We start from the raw sequence: 24706 nt of genomic DNA, 5'->3' as shown, positions 1-24706 counted from the left end.
GCTCAGCCGAACGCGGGCGGCCGCTTCTCGCGCAGCGCGCGCACGCCCTCGGCCGCGTCGGGGCCGGTGAAGCCGAGGAACTCCATCGCCAGGGACGCGTCGAAGGACGGGCCCGCCAGGCGCAGCCAGTTGTTGAGCGAGTATTTGGTCAGCCTGATCGCCTCGGGTGAGCCGGCCGCGAGCCTGACGGCGATCTCCATCGCCTTGTCGTGCACCTCGTCGTCGTCCACGCACAGGCTGACCAGGCCCATCCGCTCGGCCTCCGCGCCGGTCACGGGCTCGCACAGCAGCAGGTGGTATTTCGCCTTGGCCAGCCCGCACAGCAGCGGCCAGACGATCGCGGCGTGGTCGCCGGCCGCGACGCCGAGCCTGGTGTGGCCGTCGATGATCCGCGCGGTACGGCCGGCGACGGAGATGTCGGCCAGCAGCGCCACCGCGAGCCCGGCGCCCACGGCCGGGCCCTGGATGGCGGAGACGATCGGCTTGGAGCAGTTGAGCACGTTGTAGACGATGTCGCGGGCCTCGGCGAACACGCGCAGCCGGGTGGCGTGGTCGCGCATCATGTCCTCGATCATGGACAGGTCGCCGCCGGCCGAGAACGCCCGGCCCTCTCCCCTGATCAGCACGGCCCTGACGGAGTCGTCGCGGTCGGCGTCACGCCAGACCTCGCCCAGCTCACGGTGCGCGGTGGCGTCGACGGCGTTGAGCTTGCCCGGCTCGCTGATGGTGATCCGCAGGACGCCCTCGGCGGGGGTGTCGAGCAGCAGCTTGTCGTAGGCGTCCTTCACAACCGCTCCCCCGTCATGATCGCTCCTTCGCTCGCGACGTCCCGCCGGTACGGCTCACAGGGACGCACGCAGCCGTTCCGCCACGTAGTCGCGGGCCTCGACGGCCGGGTCGAACAGGCCGGGCAGGACGTAGAAGCCGTGCACCATGCCGTCGTAGCGGCGCAGCTCGACCGGCACGCCCGCCTCGGCCAGGCGGGCGGCGTAGCGCTCGCCCTCGTCTCTGAGCACGTCGTATTCGGCGGTCACGACGGTGGCGGGCGCCAGGCCGGCGACGTCGGGCAGGCGCAGCGGGGACAGGCAGGGGTCGGCCGGGTCGGCGTCGGCGGCATATTGCTGGACGAACCAGACCATGTCGGCGGCGTCGAGGCCGAGGCCCTTGGCGAACTCGGTGTAGCTGGGCGTGTCCATGGCCACGTCGAGCACCGGATAGACGAGCACCTGGTGGGCCAGCGTGAGGCCGGCGTCGCGGGCCTGCCAGGCGGCGACGGCGGCCAGGTTGCCGCCCGCGCTGTCGCCGACGACGGCGACGCTGCCGTTGCTCTGGTAGAAGGCGGGCCGGGCGAAGATGTCGCGCACCACGGTCCAGGCGTCGTCGGCGGCGGCGGGGAACGGGTCTTCCGGGGCGAGCCGGTAGTCGACCGACACCACCACCGAGCCGGTGCGGATGGCCAGGTCGCGGCCGGTCGCGTCGTTGCGCTTGACGCTGCCGAAGACCCAGCCGCCGCCGTGGAAGTAGACCACGACCGGCAGCGGGCCGTCGCCGGGGTCGGCCCGGTAGATGCGGATGGGCACCTCGCCGGCCCGCTCGTCGCGGACGAACGGCAGCTTGGTCAGCGGCCCCCGGTGCGGGGCGAGGGGGTCCTGCTCGCGCATCTCCCGGATCTCGGCCGGGCTGAGCGCGGACAGGCCGGCATCGGAATCTGACGTGGCCTGGGCGACGTAGTCCCGCGCCTGGGGGTGCAGCGGCATGATCGCAGCCTAGCGGGCCGCCTCCATGAACGCATCGAAGAGCCGGTTGTCGTCGCCCCGCTCAGGGTGCCACTGCACCCCCACGCCGAACCGGTGTCCCTGCAGTTCGACGCCTTCGACGATCTGGTCCTCGGCCCAGGCCACGGCCAGCAGGCCGGTCCCGAGGCGGCGTACGGACTGGTGGTGCGGCGCGCTCACCTCGACCCGGTCGCCGACGGCCTTGCCGAGCTTGCTGGTGACGCTGACCTGGATCGTGTGGACGGCGCCGGGGACGGCGTGGCGGTCGCTGTCGAGCACCTCGGGCAGCCACGGGATGAGCGTGCCGCCCTGGGCGACGTTGAGCACGTGCATGCCCCTGGAGATGGCCAGGATGGGCACGTCGGCCTGGACGGCGGCCCTGGCGACGGCCAGCTCGAACCGGTCGCGGTGGCTCTGCGGCTCGGCGACGTGCTCGTCCTGCTCGCCGTTGTAGGTGTCGGCGCCCAGTTCGACGCCGCCGGCCAGGACGATGCCGCGCAGGCCGCGTACGTAGTCGTCCACGGCGTGCGGGCCGAGCGGCGGCAGCACCACGGGCGCGCCTCCCGCCCGGATGACCGCCTTGGCGTAGGAGGGTGGGGAGACCACGGCCTCGCGCACCCAGTCACCCCAGCGTGCGGCTTCGAAGTAGGCGGTGATACCGATGAGCGGACGGGACATGCGATCTCCAGGGAACATGGTGGAGTTCGGGCGGCTGTCAGCCCGTTCGAGATGACGGGACCCCTTGCCCCATCATGGCGCACTCCCTTTCCGATATGTCACCCCTCGCCGAGATCCCTCCTGTCCCATGTCTCCGGCGGCCGCCGGCGAGGGGCCGCCGGAGGGCGGTCACCGGCACGGGCGGGCGTCCTCCCAGGGCTCGCGGAAATCCAGGGAGCGGAATATCCAGGGAACGGCCTTCGCGGGACGACGAAAAGCGAATATTAATTTCTTTCACCTTGGCCATCCGAAAAACTCCGCACCGCCGGACGCGGAGAATCACGAAACCACTACAGGTAGTTCCGCTTCGCACCGTATCGGGGGAAACGGTTGTGACGCGTCATCGGTGGTGTAACACTCGAATTCGAGCGTACGGATGTGCCGGGGCCTGTCCCGCGCTCACGACCCGGAACCGTCAGGGAGGTGAACGACGAAGGCCGGAACGCGTTTCCGGTCAAGGGGTGGGGTTGGATATGTCGTTGAATCCGCGCCTGGTAAAAGAGAGTTTCTCCGTCATCGAGCCGGTGGCCGACAAGGCCACGGCCTACTTCTACGGCCGGCTGTTCGCCGAGAACCCGCACCTGCGCGGGATGTTCCCGCCCGCCATGGACGTGCAGCGGGACCGGCTGTTCAGCTCGTTGACCCGGATCGTCTGGAGCCTGGACAGCCCGGACGGGCTGGCGGGCTTCCTCGGGCAACTCGGGAGGGACCATCGCAAGTACGGCGTCATCGCCGAGCACTACACGGCCGTGGGCAACGCCCTGCTGGCCACGATCAGGCGCTTCGCCGCCGACGTGTGGAACCACGAGATCGAGGCGGCCTGGGTGTCGGCCTACTCGGCGGCGGCCAACCTGATGATCGGGGCGGCCGAGTCGGACGCCGGGGTCTCCCCGGCCTGGTGGCTGGCCGAGGTCGTCGGGCACGAGCGGCGGCACCGGGACATCGCGGTGCTGACGTTGCGGCCGACGCAGCGGCTGCCGTACCAGCCGGGCCAGTACGTGAGCGTGCAGACCTCCCGCTGGCCGCGCGTGTGGCGGACGTTCTCCATCGCGAACGCGCCGCGCGCGGACAACACGATCACCCTGCACGTCCGCTCCGTGCCGGGCGGCTGGGTCTCGACCGCGCTGATCAGGCACACCGGGGTCGGCGACACGCTGATGCTGGGCCCGCCCATGGGCACGATGACGCCGCGCGAGAACAGCGTGCGCGACGTGCTGTGCGTGGCCGGCGGCACGGGGCTGGCGCCGCTGAAGGCGATCGTGGAGTCCATCATCGCCTCGGGACGCCGTCCCGCCATCCACCTGATGTACGGGGCCCGCAGCGCCGACGAGCTGTACGACCTGCCCGACCTGATCAGGCTGGAGTCGTCGTTCCCGTGGCTGCGGGTGCTGCCGGTGGTGTCGGGCCAGCCCGGCTACGAGGGCATGCGCGGCCACCTGCCCGAGGTGACGCAGCGCTTCCGCTCCTGGACCGACCACGACGTGTACGTGTGCGGCCCGGCCGGCATGGTCAACGAGACCGTGCGCCGCCTCCAGGGGGACGGCGTGCCCCTGGTCCGCATCCACCGGGACGTCGCCCACGCCGAACGATGACCTTCCACGGCCGGAGGAGTCACTTTTCTTGATCGGGAGGTTGACAGCAGGGGGTCGGGCGGTGCCATCTGGATGGGACACGCCAAGTGGAGGTGGACTGTGCCAGCCCCCGCCCGGCGCCGAGGAATCGGCGGACTCGTTCCCGTCATCACCGTTCCCGTCATCACCGTGGTCGTCACCACCGTGGCCGTCCTCATCGCGGCCCTGTCCGCCGTTCCCGTTCCCGTTCTCGCCGAGGACGCGGGAGGCGTGCCGCTGACCGAGCTCGGCGCGGACACCGGCGACGACGCGGAGGGCGCGGGCCAGCGGGGCACGCAGGCCGGGTCCGACACCTACCAGTGGGGCTCGACCATCGTGGCGGCGCAGCAGTCGGGCCGCTTCCACGACGCGGGCGCGTCGGGGATCGCCTTCGCGACCTCCGCCGACAACGGCGCCACCTGGGCGAGAGGGCTGTTACCCGGGCTGACGGCGGCGGGCGGCGGGCCGTACGCGCGGGTCAGCGACCCGTCGGTGGCCTTCGACGCCCGGCACGGCGTGTGGCTGATCGCCTCGCTGGCGCTGTCGGACGCGGGCGGGCTCACCGGGGCGGCGGTGCTGACCAGCCGCTCGGCCGACGGGCTGACCTGGGACAGGCCGGTGACGACCGCGGTCGCGGGCGGCGGCGACCTGGACAAGCCGTGGATCGTCTGCGACAACGGCGCCGCCAGCCCGTTCCGCGGCCGCTGCCACGTCCTGTACGACGACCACGCCGACGGCAACGCGATCCACCTGGCCCGTTCCGCGGACGGCGGCCTGACCTGGGAGGTCACGGGCACGTCCGCCACGGGGATCGGCGGGCAGCCGGTGGTGCGGCCGAACGGTGCCGTGGTGGTCCCTTACCTGGGCAACGACGGCCGGATCCGCTCGGTCCGCTCCCGCGACGGCGGGGCGAGCTGGGAGGAGAGCGTGCTGGTCGCGGAGGCGCAGCGGCACGCGGTGGCGGGCGGGTTACGGGCGGCGCCGCTGCCGTCGGCGGAGACCGACGCGGACGGCGCCGTGTACGTCGCCTGGCACGACTGCCGCTTCCAGACCGACTGCGGCGGCAACGACATCGTGCTGAGCCGCTCGGCCACGGGCGCCACGTGGAGCGAGCCCGCGCGGGTCACCGCCGACGGGGGCGACCACTTCATCCCGGGCCTGGGCGTGGACCGCGAGAGCACGGGCGACCAGGCCAGGCTCGCGCTCGTCTACTACCGCTACCCCGAGGCCCTCTGCACGGCCGCGACCTGCCGCCTCACGGTCGCCTACACCTCCTCCTCCAACGGCGGGGCGAGCTGGTCGCCGCCGCTGGAGCTGGCCGGGCCGATGTCGCCGGGCTGGCTGGCCGCCACCGCGGACGGCCGGACGGCCGGCGACTACCTCTCGATCTCCGTCGTCCCCGGCGGCAGCGCCTTCCCGGCGTTCGCCGTCGCGGCGGCGCCCGCGGGCGGCACGCTCGACGTCCGCACCCACACCGTCACCGGCGGCCTGCCGATCATGAGCGGCGAGCCGCCGACCGTGGCCAGGGCCGCCGCCATCGCCTCGGGCGACCCCCACCCGGCCCTCCCGCCGACGGCACGCTGACCCGGGCGTCGCGCCCCGTCGCGCCGCGCCCCGCCCCAGCGGGCCGGCGTCCCGGCGTCGCCCAGGCGTCGCCCAGGCATCGCATCGACGGCGCGGCGGTCAGGCCCGGCCGAAGGCCACCGGTCAGGCCCGGCCGAAGGCCACCGGTCAGGCCCGGCCGAAGGCCGCCGCGGTCTCCTCGTCGCCGGGCCAGAACGTCTCGATGGCCAGCTCGGACACCGTCACGTCCAGCGGCGTCCCGAACGTGGCGATCGTGGTGAACATCGACAGCACCCGGTCACCGGCCGCGATCCGCAGCGGCACCAGGATGTCGCCCGGCCCCGGCACGTGCGCCACGTTCAGATCGACCCCCGGATAGGTGTACGAGGCCAGCTCGTCGTGCAGCTCGGCCAGCCGGCCGTGCCCGGACGCCTCGGCCTGCCTGCGGAGCTGGTGCAGCAGGTGGGCCCGCACCTCGGCCAGGTTGAGCAGCCGCCCGCCCATGGCCTGCGGGTGCAGCGACAGCCGCATCACGTTGACCGGCTCCGCCAGCAGCTCGGCCGGCACGCCCTCCATGAACATGCCCGCCGCCGAGTTGGCCGCCACCAGATTCCACATGGCGTCGACCACGACCGCCGGGTAGGGCTCGTGCCCGGCCAGGATCCGGTCCAGCGCCCGCCGGACGACCTCCATCTCGGGAGCGCGTACTTCCCGTTCCGGATAGACGGGGGCGAACCCGGCGGCCACCAGCAGCCTGTTGCGGTGCCGCAGCGGCACCTCCAGCTCCTCGGCCAGCTTCATCACCATCTCGCGGCTCGGCCGGGCGCGCCCGGTCTCCAGGAAGCTGACGTGACGGGCGGACACGTCCGCCTCGATCGCCAGGTCCAGCTGGCTGACCCTGCGCCGCTGCCGCCACGCGCGCAGCAGCTCTCCGAAGGACTCCTCGTGTACGGCGACCGCTCCCATGCCGCACACGGTATCGAGCGGGGGGAAAGCTCTCGATTACCCGGGAGGTAATGAGGGCCCGGCCGGCCGCCCTTCTGCGGGGAATCTCCCAGTCCTCGGTAACTGTCGGTGCCGCGTGGCACCATGGGCCGCAAGCGAACATTGGAGCAATGTCATGAGCGACGCAGTGCTCGCGATCGGCACCCGCAAGGGCCTGTTCCTCGCCCGCTCGGCGGGCGGCGGCCCCTTCGAGATCGAGCCGATCCAGTTCTCCACGATCGCGGTGACCTCCGTGGCCATCGACACCCGCGGCGCCACTCCCCGCCTGCTGGCCGGGATCGAATACGGCCACTTCGGCCCGTCGGTGATGTACTCCGACGATCTCGGCGCGAGCTGGCAGGAGGCGGAGCAGCCGCCCATCGCCTTCCCCGAGAAGACCGAGGCCACCCTGAGCAGGGTCTGGCAGCTGCTCCCCTCCCCGTCCGAGCCGGGCGTGGTGTGGGCGGGCGTCGAGCCGGCCGCGCTGTTCCGCTCGGAGGACGGCGGCATCACCTACCGCCTGGTCGAGGGGCTGTGGGACCATCCGCACCGCGAGCACTGGCAGCCGGGCGGCGGCGGGCTGTGCCTGCACACGATCGTCGGTCATCCGGCCGACCCCGAGGTCATGGCCGTCGCCGTCTCGGCCGCGGGCTTCTACCGCACCTCCGACGGGGGCCGGTCGTGGGAGGCGGCCAACAAGAACATCCGGGCGCCGTTCCTGCCCGAGGGTCAGCAGTATCCGGAGTTCGGGCAGTGCGTGCACAAGGTGTCGATGCATCCGTCCCGGCCCGAGCGGCTCTACCTGCAGCACCACTTCGGCGTCTACCGCAGCGACGACTTCGGCGGCACCTGACGCGACATCGGCTCTTCGCTGCCGTCCGACTTCGGCTTCCCGATCGTGGCGCACCCGTCGCGGCCCGACACGGTCTACGTGCTGCCGCTGACGGCCGACGTCGACCGCACGCCGGTGGACCACCGCTACCGGGTCTACCGCAGCGACGACGCCGGCGCGAGCTGGCAGCCGTGCTCCACGGGGCTGCCCGAGGGCCCGGTCTACGCGACCGTGCTGCGCGACGCGATGACCGCCTCGGAGGCGGGGCTGTTCTTCGGCACCCGCGACGGTGAGGTCCACTGCTCGCGCGACGACGGCGAGACCTGGTCGACGGTCGCCCGGCACCTGCCCGACGTGCTCACCGTGCGCGCGGCGGTGCTCTAGTTGATCGCGAAACCGGTGACGATGGTCGTCTTCGTGCTGCCCAGTTCGCTGCGCAGATGGGTGAGCGGGCGGACGGAGGTCAAGGTCTTCGCCGTGGGCGCCGACCGCCACTCCCCGCCCACGCTGGGCTCGGCCCTCGACACGCTGCGCCGTACGCACCCGATGCTGGAGGAGCGGCTGCGCGACGACTACGGGCGCATCCGCCGGCACATCAGCATGATCGTGTGCGGCGAGAACGCCCGGGGGCTCGGCGGCCTCGACTGCGCCCTGCCCCCGGGGGCCGAGGTCTACGTGCTCCCGGCCCTCGCCTGAGCCCGCCCGCCTGCTCGTCTGCCCCTCTCCCGGCCCGCGCCTGAGCCGTCCGTGCGACGGCTCAGGCGGACGCGGCCGTCGGGGCGGACGTGACCGCCGGCCTCAGGGGCAGACGCGGCCGTTGGCCTCGAAGGCCGCGTGGGTGAGCGGCATGAGCTCCGCCCAGAGCGCCTCCATCCGCTCCGCGACCATCTCGATCTCCCGCTGCGGGAACGAGGGGAAGGTGGAGTCGTCCCGCTTGACGCGCAACGACAGGAAGTTCATCAGCGCGCGGGCGTTGCAGGTGGCGTACATCGAGGAGTAGAGGCCGACGGGAAGCACCGTGCGGGCCACCTCGCGGGCCACCCCCGCCTCGATCATCTCCAGGTAGGCCCGGTAGGACTGCCGGTAGCTCTCCCGCGTCGTCTCGGCGACCAGCTCCTGCTGCTCGGGCGTGCCGTCGGTGAACACGTATTTGCCGGGCTTGCCCTCCTGGACCAGCTTGCGGTCGGGGCCGGGCACGTAGAAGACCGGTTCGAGCTGCCGGTACCGGCCGGACTCCTCGTTGTAGGAGAACGTGCGGTGCCGCATGAACTCGCGGAAGACGAAGATCGGCGCGCTGACGTAGAACGTCATGGACGAGTGTTCGAACGGCGTGCCGTGCCGGTCGCGCATCAGGAAGTTGATCAGGCCCTTGGAGCGCTGGGGGTCCGCCTCGATCTCGGCCAGCGAGCTCTCGCCCTTAGTGGAGACGCGTGCCGCCCACAACACGTCGGCGTCGGAAGCGGCCGACTTGACCAGCTCCACGTCCATGTCGCTCCGGAACTTGACCTCGGCCTGCGGCTCCATTGCGCCCATCCGCGCCCCCCGTTCTGCTTGACGATGTGCCGGCTCAAGCAAACCAGGTCACGGCCCCGGACGCGAGTCGGCGCCCGCCGCCCCCTCGCGTGGTACGGCGGGCGCCGCCTTGGGCCCGGCCCGGCCGCCGACGGGGCCGCCGACCTGGCCGGACCCGGCTCAGCAGCGGACGACGGGCCGGTCGCGGGTCACCAGGTCGGTGTTCCCGTCGGTGCCGTCGAGCCAGGCGAGCCTGGCGCCCGTCCCCGCGGAGAAGTAGTCCTGCGCCCCGGCGTTGCAGGACACGCGCCGCGGCGTGCCGCCGGTGAGCGGGACCTGGAACACCTTGGGCAGGGTGGCGTTGCCCAGCGTGTCGCCGTCGGGCCACAAGCCCATGGAGATCGTGCTGTCGTTGGCGTCGAACCAGTTGAGGGTGGGCGCGGCCGGCCCGTCGGGCACGACGGCGGTCGAGCCGGTGCCGTCGTGGGCGGCCCGCATGACGGCGAAGCGCCCGTCGAAGTTGGTGTCGGCGGTCCAGACGACGTACCGCTCCAGCAGGATCGGCATCACGGTGTACGACGGGCCCACGGTGCCGGGCACCTCGGGGACGACGACCTGCGTGCCGGTGGCCAGGTCGTAGACGGCGGGCGTGCTGTGGAAGAAGCCGCCCTCCTCCCACTCGCGCGTGTAGGCGACCTTGCCGCCCCTGATCGAGGGCGAATACCCGGAGACGCCCGCCTCGGCGCTGAGCCGCACGGGGGCGGCGGCACCCCGCTTGGCCCAGACCTCGACCTCGCCGCTCGCCGGATCGAAGGCCTCCCAGGCGATGACGTCACCGGCGACCGCCAGCCCGGTCACCACGTCCGGCGTGTCCTGCACGACGCGAGCGGGCGCGCTCCCGTCGATCGGGCGGGCGCTGACCCTGAAGCTGGTCCTGGCGTCGTCGAAGGAGGCCCAGACGACCTGGGCGCCGTCGGTCTTGGGGTAGTAGTTCCACCGGTCGTCGGCGGCCAGGACCACCGGCTTGCCGCCCCGCAGGCGCCCGGTGAGGATCCGGCTGGGCGCGGTGGCGTCGGGTGAGGAGTCGGAGATCACATACCGGTCGCCGGCCACGTCGGGCACGGCGTTGAAGTCGGTGACGCCGTCGATGAGCAGCCGGCTGTCGGTGCGCAGGTGGCGCTCCCAGCCGGGCTTGATGCCGTGCCGGTCGAAGGCCCGCGCGACGGTGAGCCGGTCACGGGCCGGCCAGCCGAGCGCGCGTGCGGCCGACTCGACGGCGCGCCGGCCGTCCACGAAGTCGTCCAGCGGCGTCATGTACTCGGTCAGCGCCTTGTAGGCGAGCCTGTCGGCCCTGCGCCCGCCGAGCTGCTCCCTGACGTCCCAGAGGGCGCCGGAGAAGATGGTGGAGTTGACGTGCACCCCGCCGTTGTCGAGGGCGATGGTGAGCCCGAGATAGTCCTCGGCGGCCACGCGGGCGTCGTCGAGGTCGCGGCCCGCGCACTCGGCGGGCGGCAGGTTCTTGCACAGCCCCTCTCCGAGCAGGCTCGCGTCGGGGTCGCTCATCGGGATGCCGAGCGCGTCCACCTGGACGGCGTTGCCGAAGTAGTCGGCCAGGCCCTCGTTGATCGCGCCCGACTGGCCCAGGTAGACCAGGTCGGCGCTGTGGGTGATGACGCCGTGGGTCATCTCGTGGCCGACCACGTCGAGGCTGGCGGCGAAGGAGTGGTAGTCGGTCCCGCCGCCGCCGTAGACCATCTTGGTGCCGTCCCAGAAGGCGTTGGTGAACGGCTGCCCGCCGGCGGTGACGTTGACCACGGAGAGCATGGTGCCGCCCTGGCCGTCGAGGCCGTCGCGGCCCAGCCCGCGGTAGAACTCGTACACCAGGCCCGCGCCGTGGTGGGCGTCCACGGCGCCGGTGGCGGTGTGCTCGGGGCCGAAGACGGGCGACGGCGACTCGGCGAGCTCGGTGCCCGGCGGGATGCCCGGCTCGAGGAAGCCCTGGACGTCGGCGCCGGCGGCGTCGTAGGTGAGGATCTCGCCGGTGCTGCCGTTCCACATCGGGCGGGCGCGGTCGCGCAGCTCGACGGCGCCGTCGGCGCGTTCGTAGGCGTTCAGGGTGACGTCGCTGCCGTGCGCGGTGCGCCCGGTGCCCTGGACGGGGCCCTCTCTCCTGAGCCGGTCCACGGTGAACAGGGGGCGGCCCGAGTGGGCGTCCACGTACGTGTCGAGCAGCATCGGCGGACTCGCCGGCCCGGTGCTCCCGCGCTCCGAGCGCGAGTTCAGGACGACGTGCCAGGCGAGCACACCGGTGCCGCGCGGCAGCACGACGAGCTCGCGGGCCGTGGCCGCCGGCCGCTCGCGGCCGGTGTAGCCGCGCGGCCGCAGGCCAATGGCGATCTTCTCGGCGGTCTCCTTGGTCACCGTCGGGGTGGTGTCCACGGTCAGCTCGGTCAGGAAGCGGCCGCCCGCGCCGACGATCTCGCGCTGGGCGCCGTCCTTGCGGAGGTGGACGAGGTAGTGGGCGCCGAAGACCGGCACGCCGCGATGGCGCTGGGCGAACCTGACCGTCTCGTCCTGGCCGTCCACGACGGTGCGGACCGGCTGCAGGTCGGCGGGGTCGAGGTGGTAACGGGGGTCGGTCAGGTGCGCCTTGGCCGCGGCGACGGGGTCGGCGGCCCGCGCGGGCTCGGACAGGCCGCTGACCTCGGCGGGCGCTTGGGTGCCCGCCCGCTGCTCGACCTCGGGCGGCGGGTCGTCGGCGGCGGCTACTCCCGGTACGGAAAGCGTCAGGCATAAGGCGGCGATGAGAGTGATGGGGCGCCAGGACACGACACCTCCAGGTGGTGTTGTAGGGACACTGGCGCCCTCGATCATGACTGCGTCATTGACTAATAGACAAATCACGATTTGATGTCATCTATTGGGAAATATGCATTTCTCGATTAACGCGATACTGATCACTTCCCGTTGTGCGACCCAACGGCAGAGGGTGACCTCGCGGCGCAGACCGACCTGACGGCGCAGACCGGCCTGACGGCGGAGGGCAGCCTCACGGCGGAGGGTGGCCCCGTGGGCCGTCCGTGTGCCGGAGGCGCGCCGCCCACCCGCCTATCCCGCCGCCCACCCGGCCGCCGCGGCTCAGCGACCTGGGCGGGGCGGGCGACCGAAAGGGGGCGGGCTCACAAGCGGTAGATGCGCCGGGCGTTGCCTGAGCCGATCATGTGGGCGACCCGGGCCGCGTCGGCGATGCTCCACTCCCCCGAGCCGAGCCGGGCGGCGAGGGCCGCCGCGAGGGCGCGCCGGAAGGTCAGGGCGCCGAGGTAGGCGCTCTCGGCCAGGCCGTGGCAGCCGGAGCTGAACAGCTGCTTGTGGAACGGCGCCAGCTCCAGCAGCTCGTCCATGACCCGGGCGCCGGCGCCGAGGTGCGGCAGGGCGAGGCCGGCGTCCACGTACACGTGCGGGAACGCCCCGGCCAGGTGGGCGGCCTGGCGGTGGAACGGGTAGGGGTGCAGCAGGATCATCGGCACCCCGAGGGGCTGCAGCGCGGCGGCGAAGCGGCCGAGCCCGGCGGGGTCGGCCCGGTCCGGCTCGGCCGCCCGCGCGAGCCCGTGCCCGATCCCGGCCGCGTGCCCGATCCCAGCCCCGTGCCCGATCCCAGCCCCGTGCCCGAGTCCAGCTCCGTATCCGGTCCCAGCTCCATATCCGGTCCCAGCCGCGTGCCCGGCGCCGGCTTCGTGCCCGACCCCAGTCCCGTGCCCGAGCCCGAGCCCGAGTCCGTGGCCGAGTCCGTGGCCGAGCCCGTGGCCGACCGAGGGATCGGCCGGGTGGTCGGCGCGTAGGGTGCCCGGGGCGCCGAAGCCGGTGTGGAACTGGACCGGCAGGCCGCGCTCCCTGGCGACGTCGATCCCGCTCCAGAGCAGGTAGCTGAGCAGGACGGGATCCGTCAGCGGCTCCTTGGGGTCGGCCAGGCGCCGGTTGGCCGCGGCGATGACCGCTCCCCTGGCGGGCCTGGCCGGGTCGAGGTCGAGGCCGCACAGAGGGCCGATGACAGTCTTGACGCCGACCGCCCTGGCGGCGCGGCCGGCCAGCTCCTCCCCCAGGGAGTCGAGGTAGTCGACGGCGAGCTGCGCCGTTGAGGCGACGTCGCGCTCGATCTCCTCGATCCGGACGAGCTCGTCGGCGGCGGCCCCGCCGTGCCGGCCCGTCTCGGCGGCGCTGAGCAGGTCGGCGTCCTCGCGCGCGGAGTCCACCAGGAACGCCACGACCCCGGCTCCGGCGAGCAGCCGCCGGTTGACCTCGCCCGCGCCCAGCTCGGCCCGGCGGGCCAGGTAGACGGCGGGCGGGGCGTGCGGTTCCAGGTCGAGCAGCGGCGCGCACCAGCGGCGCACGGCCGCGCCGGACGGGGTGTCGAAGTGGGTGGTGCCGGGCGGCGCCGGAACGCCGCCCGCGCTGATGAGCAGCTCGAATCCGGCCCGGCTGAGGTCGTCGCGGCGCACCCCGTGGCAGTGGTGGTCGACGAGCGGGGCGAGCAGCGCGTCACGCACCGTGCCGGGCAGGTCTACGGGGAGCATGCGGAGACTCTAGGGGAGCTCCGCACGCTCCCGCGCGCGTTTTACCTACCTGCGGGCAAGACGCAGCACGTTCGCGATGATCTTCGCGCCGGCCGAGCCCTCCTGGGTGAGGATCGACTCGGGGTGGAACTGCACGGCGAAGCGCCGGCGCGCGGTGTCCTCGATCGCCATGACGTTGCCGTCGGGCGTGAGCGCGGTCGGGGTGAAGCCGACCACGCCGGGGCGCTTGGCGTGCAGCGAGTGGTAGCGGGCCGCGGTGAACTCCGCGGGCAGCCCGTCGAGCAGCGCGCTGCCGCCCAGCCTGGTCACCTGGCCGCGCTTACCGTGCTCGGGGTAGTCGAGCAGCTCCAGGCTGCCGCCGGCCTGCTCGACCATGGCCTGCAGGCCGAGGCAGACGCCGAAGACGGGCAGGTCGCGGGCGTAGACCTGGTCGAGCAGGGCGGCCATGCCGAAGTCGGTCGGCCAGCCGGGGCCGGGCGAGAGCACCACCAGGTCGGGCGCGATGTCGTCGATCATCTGGACGGGGAAGCCGTGGCGCAGCGTCACCACGTCCGCGCCCTCCTGGCGGAAGTAGTCGGCCAGGGTGTTGACGAAGGAGTCCTCGTGGTCGACGAGCAGCACCTTCATGCCCAGCCCCGGCTGCTCCCTGGGCTCGGCCACCGGCGCCGCGCCGGGCTGGTTGACCGCGGCCAGGGCTCCGAGCAGGGCGCTGGCCTTGAGCTCGGTCTCGCGCTCCTCCGCCTCGGGGTCGGAGTCGAACAGCAGCGTGGCTCCGGCCCTGACGGTCGCCACGCCGTGCTTGATCTGCGCGGTACGCAGGGTGAGGCCGGTGTTCATGGAGCCGTCGAAGCCGATGAAGCCGATGGCGCCGCCGTACCAGCGGCGGGTGGTGGCCTCGTGGTCCTCGATGAACTGCATGGCCCACGTCTTGGGCGCACCGGTGACCGTGACGGCCCACATGTGGGTGAGGAAGGCGTCGAGCGCGTCGAACTCGGGGCGCAGCCGGCCCTCGATGTGGTCGACGGTGTGGATCAGGCGGGAGTAGAGCTCGATCTGGCGGCGGCCGATGACCTTGACGGTGCCGGGGACGCAGATGCGCGACTTGTCGTTGCGGTCGACGTCGGTGCACATGGTCAGCTCCGACTCCTCCTTCACGCTGGACAGCAGCGTGCGGATGGCCTCGGCGTCCTCGACGGGGTTGCTGCCGCGGGCGATGGTGCCGGAGATCGGGCAGGTCTCGACCCGGTCGCCGCTCACCCGGACGTACATCTCGGGCGAGGCGCCGACCAGGTGCTCGCCCTCGCCGAGACTGATGATGAACTCGTACGGGGCGGGGTTGCTGGTGCACAGGCCGCGGTAGAAGCCGGACGGGTCGGCGCAGGTGGCGTGGAAGACCTGGCCGGGCACGACCTCGAACAGGTCGCCGCGCTTGAACTTCTCCTTGGCGGCGGCCACGACCTTGGCGTATTCGCCCTTCTCCGGGTCCTTGCCCGGCACGCCGGGGGTGACCGGGGGCGCGGTCTCGCCGGTGCGCTCCAGGCCGCGGGTGCTCGTGCCGTCGACGGTGAACTCGTAGCGGTGCTCGACGCTGGTCTCGCGCTGCCGGTCGATCACGACGAGGCGGTCGGGCAGGTGCAGCACGAGGTCGCGCTGGTCGTCGGGGCGGACGAGCTCCTGCCTGATCGGCTCGAACTGGAAGGCCAGGTCGTAGCCGAAGGCGCCGTAGAGGCCGAGGTGCGGGTCGTCGCCCTTGAAGGCGGCGATGACCTCGCGGATGGCGGTGAAGACGGTGGGCCGGCGGCTGCGCATCTCCTCCGGCAGGAGGTCCTCGGACTCGGCCACGTACACCTCGACGCGGTCGGCCGTGGGCTCGGTGACCGGCTTGCCCGCGGCCAGCAGGCAGGAGGCGACGGCGGGCAGCACGACCCGGCCGCGCTCGTTGAGCGCGGTGGCCGAGATCGTCCGGCCCTTGGCCACCAGCTCCAGGCACGGGTCGACGTAGCCGAAGGCCCATCGGCTGTAGCGGCCCGGGTAGTCCATACCCGAGGAGAAGGCACCCCCGCGCCGCTCCGAGAGGGCTGTCACGATCTCTTCGAGGGCGGCCTCGTCCACCTGGCGTGTCTCGCGCTCGACACCGATGCCCCCGGCGGTGGTATATCCGCTCGTATCCACTTGCTGCCCCTTTACCACGTCAATGATCGAGCCCCGGGGGCGGACACGAGAAAGGCCGCCAAACCGGGGCGGCCGTCCGTTGAGGAATGCGAAACACGCGCCGCCTAGGAGCGGCGCCACCACTGGAGCTGAGCGTGATTTCGCATGCCGTCAAGGGTAACCGCCCGACCATGATCGCGCAACGCGACCCGCGAACCCGCCCGCCGCTCATTAGACTGCCCTTCCGGCCCCGACGTATCTTCCAACCCGACGCACGACACGATGGTGACCCGCGACGCATGAAGAGCACCGAGCCCGGTACGTCGGGCGCCCCGCGCCCGGCCGGCCGGCCGCGCAGCCAGGAGGCCGACGTGGCCATCCTGTCCGCCGCGCTCGACCTGCTGATCGAGCAGGGCGCCCAGCAGACCAGCATCGAGCAGGTGGCCAGGCGGGCCGGGGTGACGCGGGCGACGGTCTACCGCAGGTTCGCCGGCAAGACGGAGCTGCTGGTACGGACGCTGGAGTGGGCCAACCACGACGACGACCCCGGCTTCACCGGCTGGCGCGACCTCGAGCACATGTTCGGGGACTGGGCGGCCTACCTGGCGCAGCCGCGCAACCGGCTGCTGCTGCGCCGCCTCTACGGCAGCCGCGACGACCACCCCGAGCTGATGGCGGCCTACCGGCTGGTCAGCGGCGGCCGGCGGGAGGCGGCGGTGCGGGCGGCGCTGGCCGGGGCGCGGGCGGCGGGACGCCTGCCCGCGCAGGTGGACGTGGACGTGGTGCGGGAGCTGCTGAGCGCGGCGGTGCTGTACCACGTGGGCACCAGGCCCGACGACCAGGAGCCGGGCCAGATCCTGGCGTACTTCATGACGATCATGAAACAGGTCGGCCTCCGGTCCTGACCGCGCCGGCGGGGAGCGGCGGATAAGCCCTGGTCGGGGCCGTGTCCGGTCTGACGGAACGCGAGCTGACCAGATTACATTTCCGTCAGCAAAATAACGTTTCACGTCACCTCTTGCTTTCCGAACACGATCTCTTCACCCTTCTCGACAGAGGCGTGAAGATCACCTCTCGCCTTGTCATGAAGGAGAGACAGTGCCCCACACCCCCCGTTGGCGGACGGTCCTGATCGGGATCGTCACCGCCGCTGGTCTCTTAGCCCCGCAGGCCGCGGCGAACGCCGCGCCTGACCCGGGAAAGATCGACCCGGCCGTCCAGGCCGAGCTCGAGCGGAACGACAAGGCCACCTTCTGGGTCCGGATGAAGGGGGCCGCCGACCTGAGCGGCGCCCGCCGGGCCGTCACCAAGGAGGCCAAGGCCGAGCTGGTCTTCGATGCCAAGAGCGCCCGCGCGAAGGCCTCCCAGACGGGCCTGCGCGAGCTGCTGGACTCGCACCACGCCGAGTACACCCCCTTCTGGATCGTCAACGCGGTCAAGGTGACCGCGAGCGAGAAGCTGGCCGCCGAGATCGCGAGCCTGCCCGAGGTCGACCGGATCGCCCCGACCCGTACGGTCTCCCTGCCCAAGCCGATCACCGGCAAGGCGGAGCCCCAGGTACGCGCCACGACGGCGGGCAAGGGCGTGCAGGCGGTCGAGTGGAACATCGACCGGGTGAACGCCCCGCGCGTCTGGGACGAGCTGGGCGACCGCGGTGAGGGCATCGTGATCGCCCACATCGACACCGGCGCCCAGTTCGACCACCCCGAGCTGCTGGAGAGCTACCGGGGCAGGAACCAGGACGGCACGTACAGCCACGACTACAACTGGTTCGACCCGGGCGAGGTCTGCCCGAGCGCGGCGCCGTGCGACAACAACGGCCACGGCACGCACACCATGGGCACCATGGTCGGCAAGAACGGCATCGGCGTGGCCCCCGGCGCGAAGTGGATCGCCGCGAAGGGCTGTGAGGTCAACACCTGCTCCGACGCCTCGCTGCTGGCGGCCGGCCAGTGGATCGTGCGGCCCACCGACCTCAACGGCCAGAACCCGCGTCCCGACCTGGCGCCGGACATCGTCAACAACTCCTGGGGCGGCGACGGCTTCGACCCGTGGTACAAGGAGGTCGTCGACTCCTGGCTGGCGGCCGGCATCTTCCCGGCCTTCTCCAACGGCAACGAGGGCCCGTCCTGCCGCAGCAGCGGCTCGCCCGGCCAGTACGTGACCTCGTACAGCGCCGGCGGCTTCGACATCGACAACAACCTGTACGCCAGGAGCAGCAAGGGCGAGGGCGAGAACGGCGAGATCAAGCCGAACATCGCCGCCCCCGGCGTCAACGTGCGCTCCTCGACGCCCGGCGACGCCTACGCCAGCTTCACCGGCACCTCGATGGCCTCGCCGCACGTGGCGGCCACGGTGGCGCTGATCTGGTCGGCGGCTCCAGGGCTGACGGGCGACATCCCGGCCACCCGGGCGCTGCTGGACGGCTCCGCCTTGGACGTCTCCGACACCAGCTGCGGCGGCACCGCGGCCGACAACAACGTCTGGGGCGAGGGCAGGCTCGACACCTACGCCGCGGTGAAGGCCGCGCCGGACGAGGGTCTGGGCAGCCTGTCCGGCACGGTCGCCGCGAACGGCCAGGCCGTGCCCGGCGTGTCGATCGTCGTCACCGGCCCGCTGACCCGCACGGTGAGCACGGGCGCGGACGGCACGTACACCATCCCCCGCCTGCTGCCCGGCGACTACCGGCTGACCGCGGAGAAGTTCGGCTACGGCCGGACCGAGGTGGACGTCACGATCGCGGCCGAGCAGGCCGCGGTCGCCGATGTGACCATGCCCGTGCTGCCGGCCGGCAGCGTGTCCGGCACGGTGACCACGGCCGGCGCCCCCGAGGCCGGCGCGACGGTGGCGGCCTCGGGCACGCCGGAGCGCGCGACGACCGACGCGAGCGGGCACTACCGGCTGACGCTGCCGCAGGGCTCGTACGAGCTGGTCGTCACGCCCGCCTCGCGCTGCTCCAGCGGCGCGACCGCGTCCGTCACGGTGGACGGCGACGTGGTCGAGGACATCGAGCTGCCGCTGCGCGGCGACAACTTCGGCTACACCTGCGCGAGCGGCGCGCAGCCGTACGTGGCGGGCACGGAGAAGCTGGCGCTGACCGGCGACGACGTCTCCCAGCAGGTGACGCTGCCGTTCCAGGTGCCGTTCTACGGGGCGGGCCAGAGCAGCGCGTCGATCAGCGCGAACGGCTTCATCACGTTCGGGACCGGCGGGGCCACGGCCTCCAGCAACAGCCAGCTCCCGGCGACGAACGCGCCGAACAACGGGATCTATCCGTTCTGGGACGACTTCGTGGTGGACGACCAGGGCGGCGTCTACACGGCGGTGACGGGCACGGCGCCGCGCCGCACGTTCGTGGTCGAGTGGCGCGACGTCGCCTTCTTCGGCGCACTCACGACGCGGGTGTCGTTCTCGGCGCTGCTGGGTGAGGACGGCTCCGTAGCGTTCCGCTACAAGGACATCGACACCGGCCGTGACCAGGGCGGCTCGGGCACGATCGGCATCGAGAACGCGACCGGCACCGACGGCCTGATGTACTCCTTCAACGAGGCCGTCCTGTCGACGGCGCAGGGCCTGACGTTCACCGCGAGCCGGCACGGCCTGGTCGCGGGCAAGGTCACCGACGCCAACGACGGCGACCCGATCTCCGGGGCGACGGTGAAGGTGGGCGACGTGGCCGAGTTCACGTCCGGCGCGGACGGCACGTTCAGCGGGCAGGTGCTGGCCGGCGACTACGAGGTCGTGGTGTCGAAGGAGAACTACGGCACGTTCACGCAGGCCGTCACGGTCGCGCCGACGGCCATCACGCGGATCGACACGGCGCTGGTCACCGGGCGGGTGAGCGCGTCGGTGGCGGAGCTGACCGTGGTGATGCCGGCCGGGGCGACCCGCGATCGCACGCTGGAGCTGACGAACCTGGGCTCGCCGACGCCGTACACGGTTACCGGCGAGTCCTGGTTCACGGTGACGCCGGCGGCCGGTGAGCTGGCCAAGGGCAAGAAGGTGAGCCTGAAGGTGACGGTGTCGAGCGCCGGCGTGACGCCGGGCACGCTCCGCGAGGGCAAGCTGGTCGTCAAGTCCACCAGCGGACGGCAGCCCGAGATCGAGGTCAAGGTCACGGTCGTGGTGCCGAAGCACCAGGTCGCCATCGACGTCGGTGCCACGAGGAACTTCGTGGACGCGGCCGGTGACACCTGGACGCCGGACCGGAAGTACGCCCGGGGCGGCTACGGCTACGTGACCAACGAGAACCGCACGGCGAGCACGTCCAGGAGCATCGCCGGCACGCCCGACCAGGCGCTGTTCCGGACGGCCAGGGAGTCGATGCTGGAATACCGCTTCGACGACGTCCCCAACGGGACGTACACCGTCGAGCTGGACTTCGCCGACGTCAAGAACACGAAGATGGGCAAGCGGGTCTTCGACGTGCTGGTCGAGGGAGAGCTGGCGATCCCGGCGCTGGACCTGGCGCTGGAGGCGGGCACGTACACGGCGGTGAGCAGGCAGTACACGGTCAGGGTGACCGACGGCCAGCTCAACGTGCGCTTCGCGACCCGGCAGGGCGCGACGATCGTGAACGGGCTGCGCGTCTCCGAGCGTCCGGACCGGACCGCTCCGTAGCAGGGTTCGTCACTTGACAGGGCCCGCTCCGCCACGTGGCGGGGCGGGCCCGCGTCATACGGGGGCACCCGGTATACCGCGCACCGGCCGGCATATGTTACTGGTTGGTACATGAGACGCGTGCGGATCCAGCGCGATCTTCCGGTGCCGATGCGCGACGGCGTGACGCTGCTGGCCGATCACTACGTTCCCCCTGGTGACGGGCGGGCTCCCGTCATCCTGATGCGCTCGCCGTACGGCCGGCGCGGCCTGTTCGGCCTCTACTACGGGCGCGGCTTCGCCCGGCAGGGCTTCCACGTCGTCATCCAGAGCTGCCGGGGCGGCTTCGGCTCGGGCGGCCTGCTCGACCCCCTCGGCGACGAGCACGACGACGGGCTGGCCACCGTGGCCTGGCTGCGCGAGCAGCCCTGGTACGGCGGCTCGTTCGCCATGTTCGGCCCGTCCTACCTGGGCTACACACAGTGGGCCGTGGCCCCCTACGCCGGGCCCGAGCTCAAGGCCATGGCCGTGCAGATCACCGCTTCCCAGTTCAGGGACGCGGCGTACGTGGGCGGGGCGTTCGCGCTGGAGTCGGCGCTGAGCTGGACCACGCTCACCGACGGCATGTCCCGCCGCTTCGGCGGGACCGCCGCGCTGACCGCGCCCCGGCTCACCCGCAGGGCGGTCCTGTCGAACCGTCCCGTGGCGGAGCTCGACCTGGTCTCGGCCGGGCGGACGCTGCCGTTCTTCCAGGACCTGCTCGCGCACCACGCCGACCCGGCCGTCCCCTACTGGGACAAGCGCGACTTCTCCCCGAAGGTGGGCGAGGTGGACGCCGCCGTCACCATGCTCGGCGGCTGGTACGACGTGTTCCTGCCGTGGCAGCTGAAGGACTACGCGGCGCTGCGCGCGGCGGGCCGGCGGCCGTACCTGACGATCGGCCCCTGGTACCACATCGACAGCCGGCACGGCCGGCCCACCATGGCGGAGGCGTCGGCCTGGTTCCGCGCGCACCTGCTCGGCGACCGGTCGGGGCTGCGCGCCGATCCGGTGCGCCTCTACGTGACGGGCGCCGGGGAGTGGCGCGACTACCCCGACTGGCCGGTGCCCGGCATGCGGGAGCAGCGCTGGCACCTCCAGCCCGGGTTCGGGCTCGGGCCCGAGGGGCCGGCCGAGTCGGGGCCCGACCGTTTCCGCTACCACCCGTCGCATCCGACGCCGGTGATCGGCGGGCCGGTGCTGCTGGGCGACTCCAGGCCGCGTGACCAGCGGCGGCTGGAGCGGCGCCGCGACGTGCTGGTCTACAGCTCGGCCGGGCTGGACGCCGACACCGAGATGATCGGCCCGGTGCGCGCCGAGCTGTTCCTGCGCTCCAGCACGCCCTACGTGGACGTGGTGGTGCGGGTGTGCGACGTCCATCCGGGCGGGCGCTCGTACAACGTGTGCGAGGGCGTGCGGCGGCTCGGGCCCGGCTATGGTGAGGACGTGCGCCGGGTTGAGGTGGATCTGTGGCCGATCGGGCACCGGTTCCGGCGCGGCCACCGGATCAGGGTGCACGTCGCGGCGGGAGCGTACCCGACGATCGCCCGCAATCCCGGCACCGGCGATCCGCTCGGCGCGGGCGGGGCGATGGTGCCCGCCGACGTCGAGGTGTTCCACTCCCCCGACCGTCCCTCCGCCGTGGTGCTGCCGTTGTGCGCGCCTCAAGGCTGATGTCGCTGGTCCTGCTGCTGCAGGGCCGGGGCGGGATGACGGCGGCCGAGCTGGCCAGGGAGCTGGAGGTCTCCGAGCGCACCGTCCACCGCGACGTGCTGGCGCTGTCGGAGGCGGGCGTGCCGGTCTACGCCGACCGGGGGCGGGGCGGCGGCTACCGGCTGCTGGACGGCTACCGCACCCGGCTGACCGGGCTCGACCGGGCCGAGGCGGAGGCGCTGTTCCTGTCGGGGGTGCCGGCCGCGCTGCGCGAGATGGGGCTGCAGGAGGTGGCGGCCACCGCCCGGCTGAAGGCCGCCGCCGCGCTCTCCCCCGCGCTGCGTGACGCGCCCGCGACCGCGGCCCAGCGCTTCCACCTGGACGCGCCCGGCTGGTTCGCCGGCGGCGATCCGCCGCCTGCCGCCCTGGCGCCGCTGGCCAGGGCGGTGTGGAGCGACCGGCGCGTCTCGGCGCTCTACCGGGAACGCCCGCGCGTGCTCGAACCGTACGGCCTCGTCCTCAAGGCCGGGGCCTGGTACCTGGCCGCCCGCCTCAAGGCGCGGACGCTGATCTTCCGGGTGCACCGGTTCGGCGAGATCACGGTGCTGGACGAGACGTTCGACCGCGATCCCGACTTCGACCTGGCCGCGTTCTGGGCCGAGCAGTCGGCCGAGTTCACCCGGTCCCTGCTGCGCGAGGTGATCACGCTGCGGCTCAGCGAGCACGGCGTACGGATGCTGCGCCACGTCGCCGACCCCGCCGCGCTGGCGGACGCGCTGGCCTCGCTGGAGCCCGACGGGACCGTGCGGCTGGCGGTGGAGTCGCTGCCGGTGGCGTTCGCGCAGGTGCTGCGGTTCGGGGCGGAGGCGGAGGTGCTCGATCCGCCGCGGTTGCGGGCGATGCTCGCCGAGGCCGCCGCCCGCATGGCAGAGCTCTACCGATAAGCCTTCCAGTCGTCATTCCGGTCCGCGCCCGGCTCCTTCGCCTGACGTTCCCGTGCCTCGGTGATGTAGCTCCAGACGCGTGGCCGGCTGCCGTCCACGTCCGTCAGCCCGTACGCGACGGCCAGCTCCTCGCTGCTGACCGACCGGCCCGACCAGCGCTGCCGGTCCGGGTCCTGGGCCACGGCGGCCACGCCCCTGCCGACGTAGGCGGGGGTCTCGGAGACCATCCAGGCGCTGTCCACCTCGGCCTCGCGCCAGTTGTCCTCGGTGACGCCGAAGCCTTCGAGCATGGCCTCGGAGCGCAGGAAGCCGGGTGTCACGGCCAGCCCCGTGCCCCCATACGGGCGCAGCTCGTTCGACCAGGCGAAGCCCAGCCGGTTCACCGACATCTTGGCCAGGTCGTAGTAGACGTTCTCGCGGTAGCGGGTCTCGTTGAACGACCAGGTGCCGTCGGTGACCTCCACGGCCAGGCCGCCCGGCTCCTTGATCAGCAGCGGCAGCAGGTGCCTGGCGCTGATGATGTGGGTCTCGACGGCCAGCCTGAGCAGCCGCAGGCCGTTGTCCAGGTCGTGCTTCCAGACCGGGGTGTCCCACTCCCAGAGGCCGTCGCCGCCCCACACGTCGTTGACCAGCACGTCGAGCCTTCCCTGCTCCCGCTCGACGCGCGCGGCCAGCTCCCGCGCCTGGTCCTGCTCCAGGAAGTCGCACCGTACGGGAACGCCGGCGCCGCCGGCCGCCGTGACCAGCTCGGCCGTCTCCTCGATGGTCTCCGGCCTGTTCATCTCCGAGCGCTGCTCGCGCGTGCTCCTGCCCGCGCAGTACACCGTCGCGCCGGCCGCCCCCAGGGCCACCGCGATGCCTCGTCCCGTTCCGCGGGTCGCGCCCGCCACCAAAGCGATCATGCGCACGATCGTGCCGCTGAAAGCCGACATCTCATGTCATGTTTTCCCGCGGGACCCTGTGATAAGCAGGGAGTTACCATGAACGGCGAATTCGAGCTCCGCGGGGTCAACCACGTCGCGCTGGTCTGCTCGGACATGAAGCGGACCGTCGACTTCTACTCGGGCGTGCTGGGCATGCCGCTGATCAAGACCATCGAGCTGCCCATGGGCTGGGGGCAGCACTTCTTCTTCGACTGCGGGGGCGGCAACGCGCTGGCCTTCTTCTGGTTCCCCGACGCGCCCGACGGCGTGCCGGGCGTGTCCGCGCCGAAGAACCTGCCCGACCGCGGCGAGCTGCTGTCGGCCGTCGGCTCGATGAACCACATCGCCTTCGACGTGCCGCCGGAGCGGATCGAGGAGTACCGCGACCGGCTCGTCGCCAAGGGCATCGACGTCGGCGTGCTGCTCAACCACGACGACAGCGAGTTCGGCGTGGCGCCGAAGATGCACGACGGCGTCTTCGTCCGGTCCATCTACTTCAAGGACCCGGACGGCGTGCTGGTCGAGTTCGCCGCCTGGACCCGGAAGGTCGGCGGGCCCGGCGACGTCAGGCACGAGCCGAGGACCGCCGACGACCGGACGGTGTGACCGTTCGCCGCACGCGGGCGACCACTCGTCGATCGGGACTGACGATCGCGGCGCGCGCGTGCCTAAGGTTTCAGCGGTGTGGTCGTGTGCCGGGGTCTCGGAAGTCAAGATTTCATCCCGGCATTTAGGCCAAACCGTAATACAGCAGACATTGGGTTTAATACCGCTGTAAAGTTACTCTCCCTCCATTGACGAGTTGTCAGGAGCCGGTCATCGACGGCTCCTGA

At 72.3% G+C, this 24706-nt stretch carries 19 protein-coding genes; 10 read left to right on the top strand and 9 right to left on the bottom strand.

The genetic code is table 11. The features are described 5' to 3' along the window. Nucleotides 1-2: 2 nt before the first annotated feature. The 3 genes from B0I32_RS11430 to B0I32_RS11420 are packed head-to-tail and all read right to left on the bottom strand — an operon-like array spanning nucleotide 3 to nucleotide 2453. Nucleotides 3-788 carry an enoyl-CoA hydratase/isomerase family protein gene (locus B0I32_RS11430; protein ID WP_106237590.1) on the bottom strand — a complete coding sequence of 262 codons (786 nt, stop codon included), beginning with the start codon at nucleotides 786-788 and terminating at the stop codon, nucleotides 3-5. A gap of 54 nt (nucleotides 789-842) precedes the next feature. Beyond that, nucleotides 843-1757, bottom strand: coding sequence for an alpha/beta hydrolase (locus tag B0I32_RS11425; protein WP_106237588.1), 915 nt, complete (start codon nucleotides 1755-1757; stop codon nucleotides 843-845). A 9-nt stretch (nucleotides 1758-1766) separates the two neighbouring features. Continuing rightward, nucleotides 1767-2453 carry a gamma-glutamyl-gamma-aminobutyrate hydrolase family protein gene (locus tag B0I32_RS11420; protein ID WP_106237586.1) on the bottom strand — a complete coding sequence of 229 codons (687 nt, stop codon included), beginning with the start codon at nucleotides 2451-2453 and terminating at the stop codon, nucleotides 1767-1769. Between the two features lie 512 nt (nucleotides 2454-2965). Here B0I32_RS11420 and B0I32_RS11415 point away from each other — a divergent pair. Both B0I32_RS11415 and B0I32_RS11410 read left to right on the top strand, forming a co-directional pair. Continuing rightward, complete coding sequence (locus B0I32_RS11415; protein ID WP_106237583.1) at nucleotides 2966-4084, top strand: globin domain-containing protein; 1119 nt, start codon at nucleotides 2966-2968, stop codon at nucleotides 4082-4084. A gap of 99 nt (nucleotides 4085-4183) precedes the next feature. After that, complete coding sequence (locus tag B0I32_RS11410; RefSeq protein ID WP_106237582.1) at nucleotides 4184-5686, top strand: sialidase family protein; 1503 nt, start codon at nucleotides 4184-4186, stop codon at nucleotides 5684-5686. A 147-nt stretch (nucleotides 5687-5833) separates the two neighbouring features. On the opposite strand, the gene B0I32_RS11405 is transcribed toward B0I32_RS11410, so the two are convergent. After that, on the bottom strand, nucleotides 5834-6631 hold the full coding sequence (locus B0I32_RS11405) for a helix-turn-helix domain-containing protein (protein WP_181307268.1): 798 nt from the start codon (nucleotides 6629-6631) through the stop codon (nucleotides 5834-5836). Between the two features lie 154 nt (nucleotides 6632-6785). On the opposite strand from B0I32_RS11405, the gene B0I32_RS11400 reads away from it, so the two are divergent. Genes B0I32_RS11400 through B0I32_RS11395 form a run of 3 tightly spaced genes read left to right on the top strand, consistent with a single transcriptional unit; the run spans nucleotide 6786 to nucleotide 8177 of the window. Then, complete coding sequence (locus tag B0I32_RS11400) at nucleotides 6786-7502, top strand: WD40/YVTN/BNR-like repeat-containing protein (protein ID WP_342751730.1); 717 nt, start codon at nucleotides 6786-6788, stop codon at nucleotides 7500-7502. Between the two features lie 45 nt (nucleotides 7503-7547). Then, complete coding sequence (locus B0I32_RS61385; protein WP_342751729.1) at nucleotides 7548-7865, top strand: WD40/YVTN/BNR-like repeat-containing protein; 318 nt, start codon at nucleotides 7548-7550, stop codon at nucleotides 7863-7865. Continuing rightward, nucleotides 7866-8177: a ubiquitin family protein gene (locus B0I32_RS11395; RefSeq protein WP_219911732.1), complete on the top strand. Its 312-nt coding sequence runs from the start codon at nucleotides 7866-7868 to the stop codon at nucleotides 8175-8177. Nucleotides 8178-8279: 102 nt separating this feature from the next. Here B0I32_RS11395 and thyX read toward each other — a convergent pair whose 3' ends face one another. The 4 genes from thyX to B0I32_RS11375 form a co-directional block, all read right to left on the bottom strand. Further along, nucleotides 8280-9014 carry an FAD-dependent thymidylate synthase gene (gene thyX, locus B0I32_RS11390; RefSeq protein WP_106237579.1) on the bottom strand — a complete coding sequence of 245 codons (735 nt, stop codon included), beginning with the start codon at nucleotides 9012-9014 and terminating at the stop codon, nucleotides 8280-8282. Nucleotides 9015-9173: 159 nt separating this feature from the next. After that, entirely contained in the window at nucleotides 9174-11822 is a 2649-nt protein-coding gene (locus B0I32_RS11385) for a M4 family metallopeptidase (protein WP_181307267.1), read from the bottom strand. Nucleotides 11823-12172: 350 nt separating this feature from the next. Beyond that, nucleotides 12173-13564, bottom strand: coding sequence for an amidohydrolase (locus B0I32_RS11380; protein WP_106237575.1), 1392 nt, complete (start codon nucleotides 13562-13564; stop codon nucleotides 12173-12175). Nucleotides 13565-13609: 45 nt separating this feature from the next. Next, nucleotides 13610-15736: an anthranilate synthase component I gene (locus B0I32_RS11375; protein WP_106237574.1), complete on the bottom strand. Its 2127-nt coding sequence runs from the start codon at nucleotides 15734-15736 to the stop codon at nucleotides 13610-13612. Nucleotides 15737-16014: 278 nt separating this feature from the next. Between B0I32_RS11375 and B0I32_RS11370 the strand changes: the two genes are divergently transcribed. From B0I32_RS11370 to B0I32_RS11355, 4 genes are all read left to right on the top strand, one after another. After that, entirely contained in the window at nucleotides 16015-16620 is a 606-nt protein-coding gene (locus B0I32_RS11370) for a TetR/AcrR family transcriptional regulator (protein WP_106237571.1), read from the top strand. A gap of 193 nt (nucleotides 16621-16813) precedes the next feature. Next, on the top strand, nucleotides 16814-20335 hold the full coding sequence (locus B0I32_RS11365; RefSeq protein ID WP_106237568.1) for a S8 family serine peptidase: 3522 nt from the start codon (nucleotides 16814-16816) through the stop codon (nucleotides 20333-20335). Nucleotides 20336-20446: 111 nt separating this feature from the next. Next, nucleotides 20447-22027 (top strand): CocE/NonD family hydrolase, encoded by a 1581-nt coding sequence (locus B0I32_RS11360; protein WP_181307266.1) that lies wholly within the window; start codon nucleotides 20447-20449, stop codon nucleotides 22025-22027. Beyond that, a complete protein-coding gene (locus tag B0I32_RS11355; RefSeq protein WP_106237566.1) occupies nucleotides 22009-22950 on the top strand; it encodes a helix-turn-helix transcriptional regulator in 942 nt (313 codons plus the stop codon). Before B0I32_RS11360 ends, B0I32_RS11355 begins: the two co-directional genes overlap by 19 nt. Here the strand turns inward: B0I32_RS11355 and B0I32_RS11350 are convergent. After that, a complete protein-coding gene (locus B0I32_RS11350; RefSeq protein ID WP_106238239.1) occupies nucleotides 22941-23852 on the bottom strand; it encodes an SDR family oxidoreductase in 912 nt (303 codons plus the stop codon). The genes B0I32_RS11355 and B0I32_RS11350 overlap by 10 nt on opposite strands. A 78-nt stretch (nucleotides 23853-23930) precedes the next feature. On the opposite strand from B0I32_RS11350, the gene B0I32_RS11345 reads away from it, so the two are divergent. Continuing rightward, the gene (locus tag B0I32_RS11345; RefSeq protein WP_106237563.1) at nucleotides 23931-24479 is read left to right on the top strand and encodes a VOC family protein; all 549 of its coding nucleotides are present in this window, start codon (nucleotides 23931-23933) and stop codon (nucleotides 24477-24479) included. Nucleotides 24480-24706: the final 227 nt, after the last annotated feature.

The sequence above is a fragment of the Nonomuraea fuscirosea genome (assembly GCF_003001935.1).
In the GTDB taxonomy this organism is placed as follows: Bacteria; Actinomycetota; Actinomycetes; order Streptosporangiales; family Streptosporangiaceae; genus Nonomuraea; species Nonomuraea fuscirosea.
This window is presented reverse-complemented; position numbering and strand designations above follow the sequence as displayed.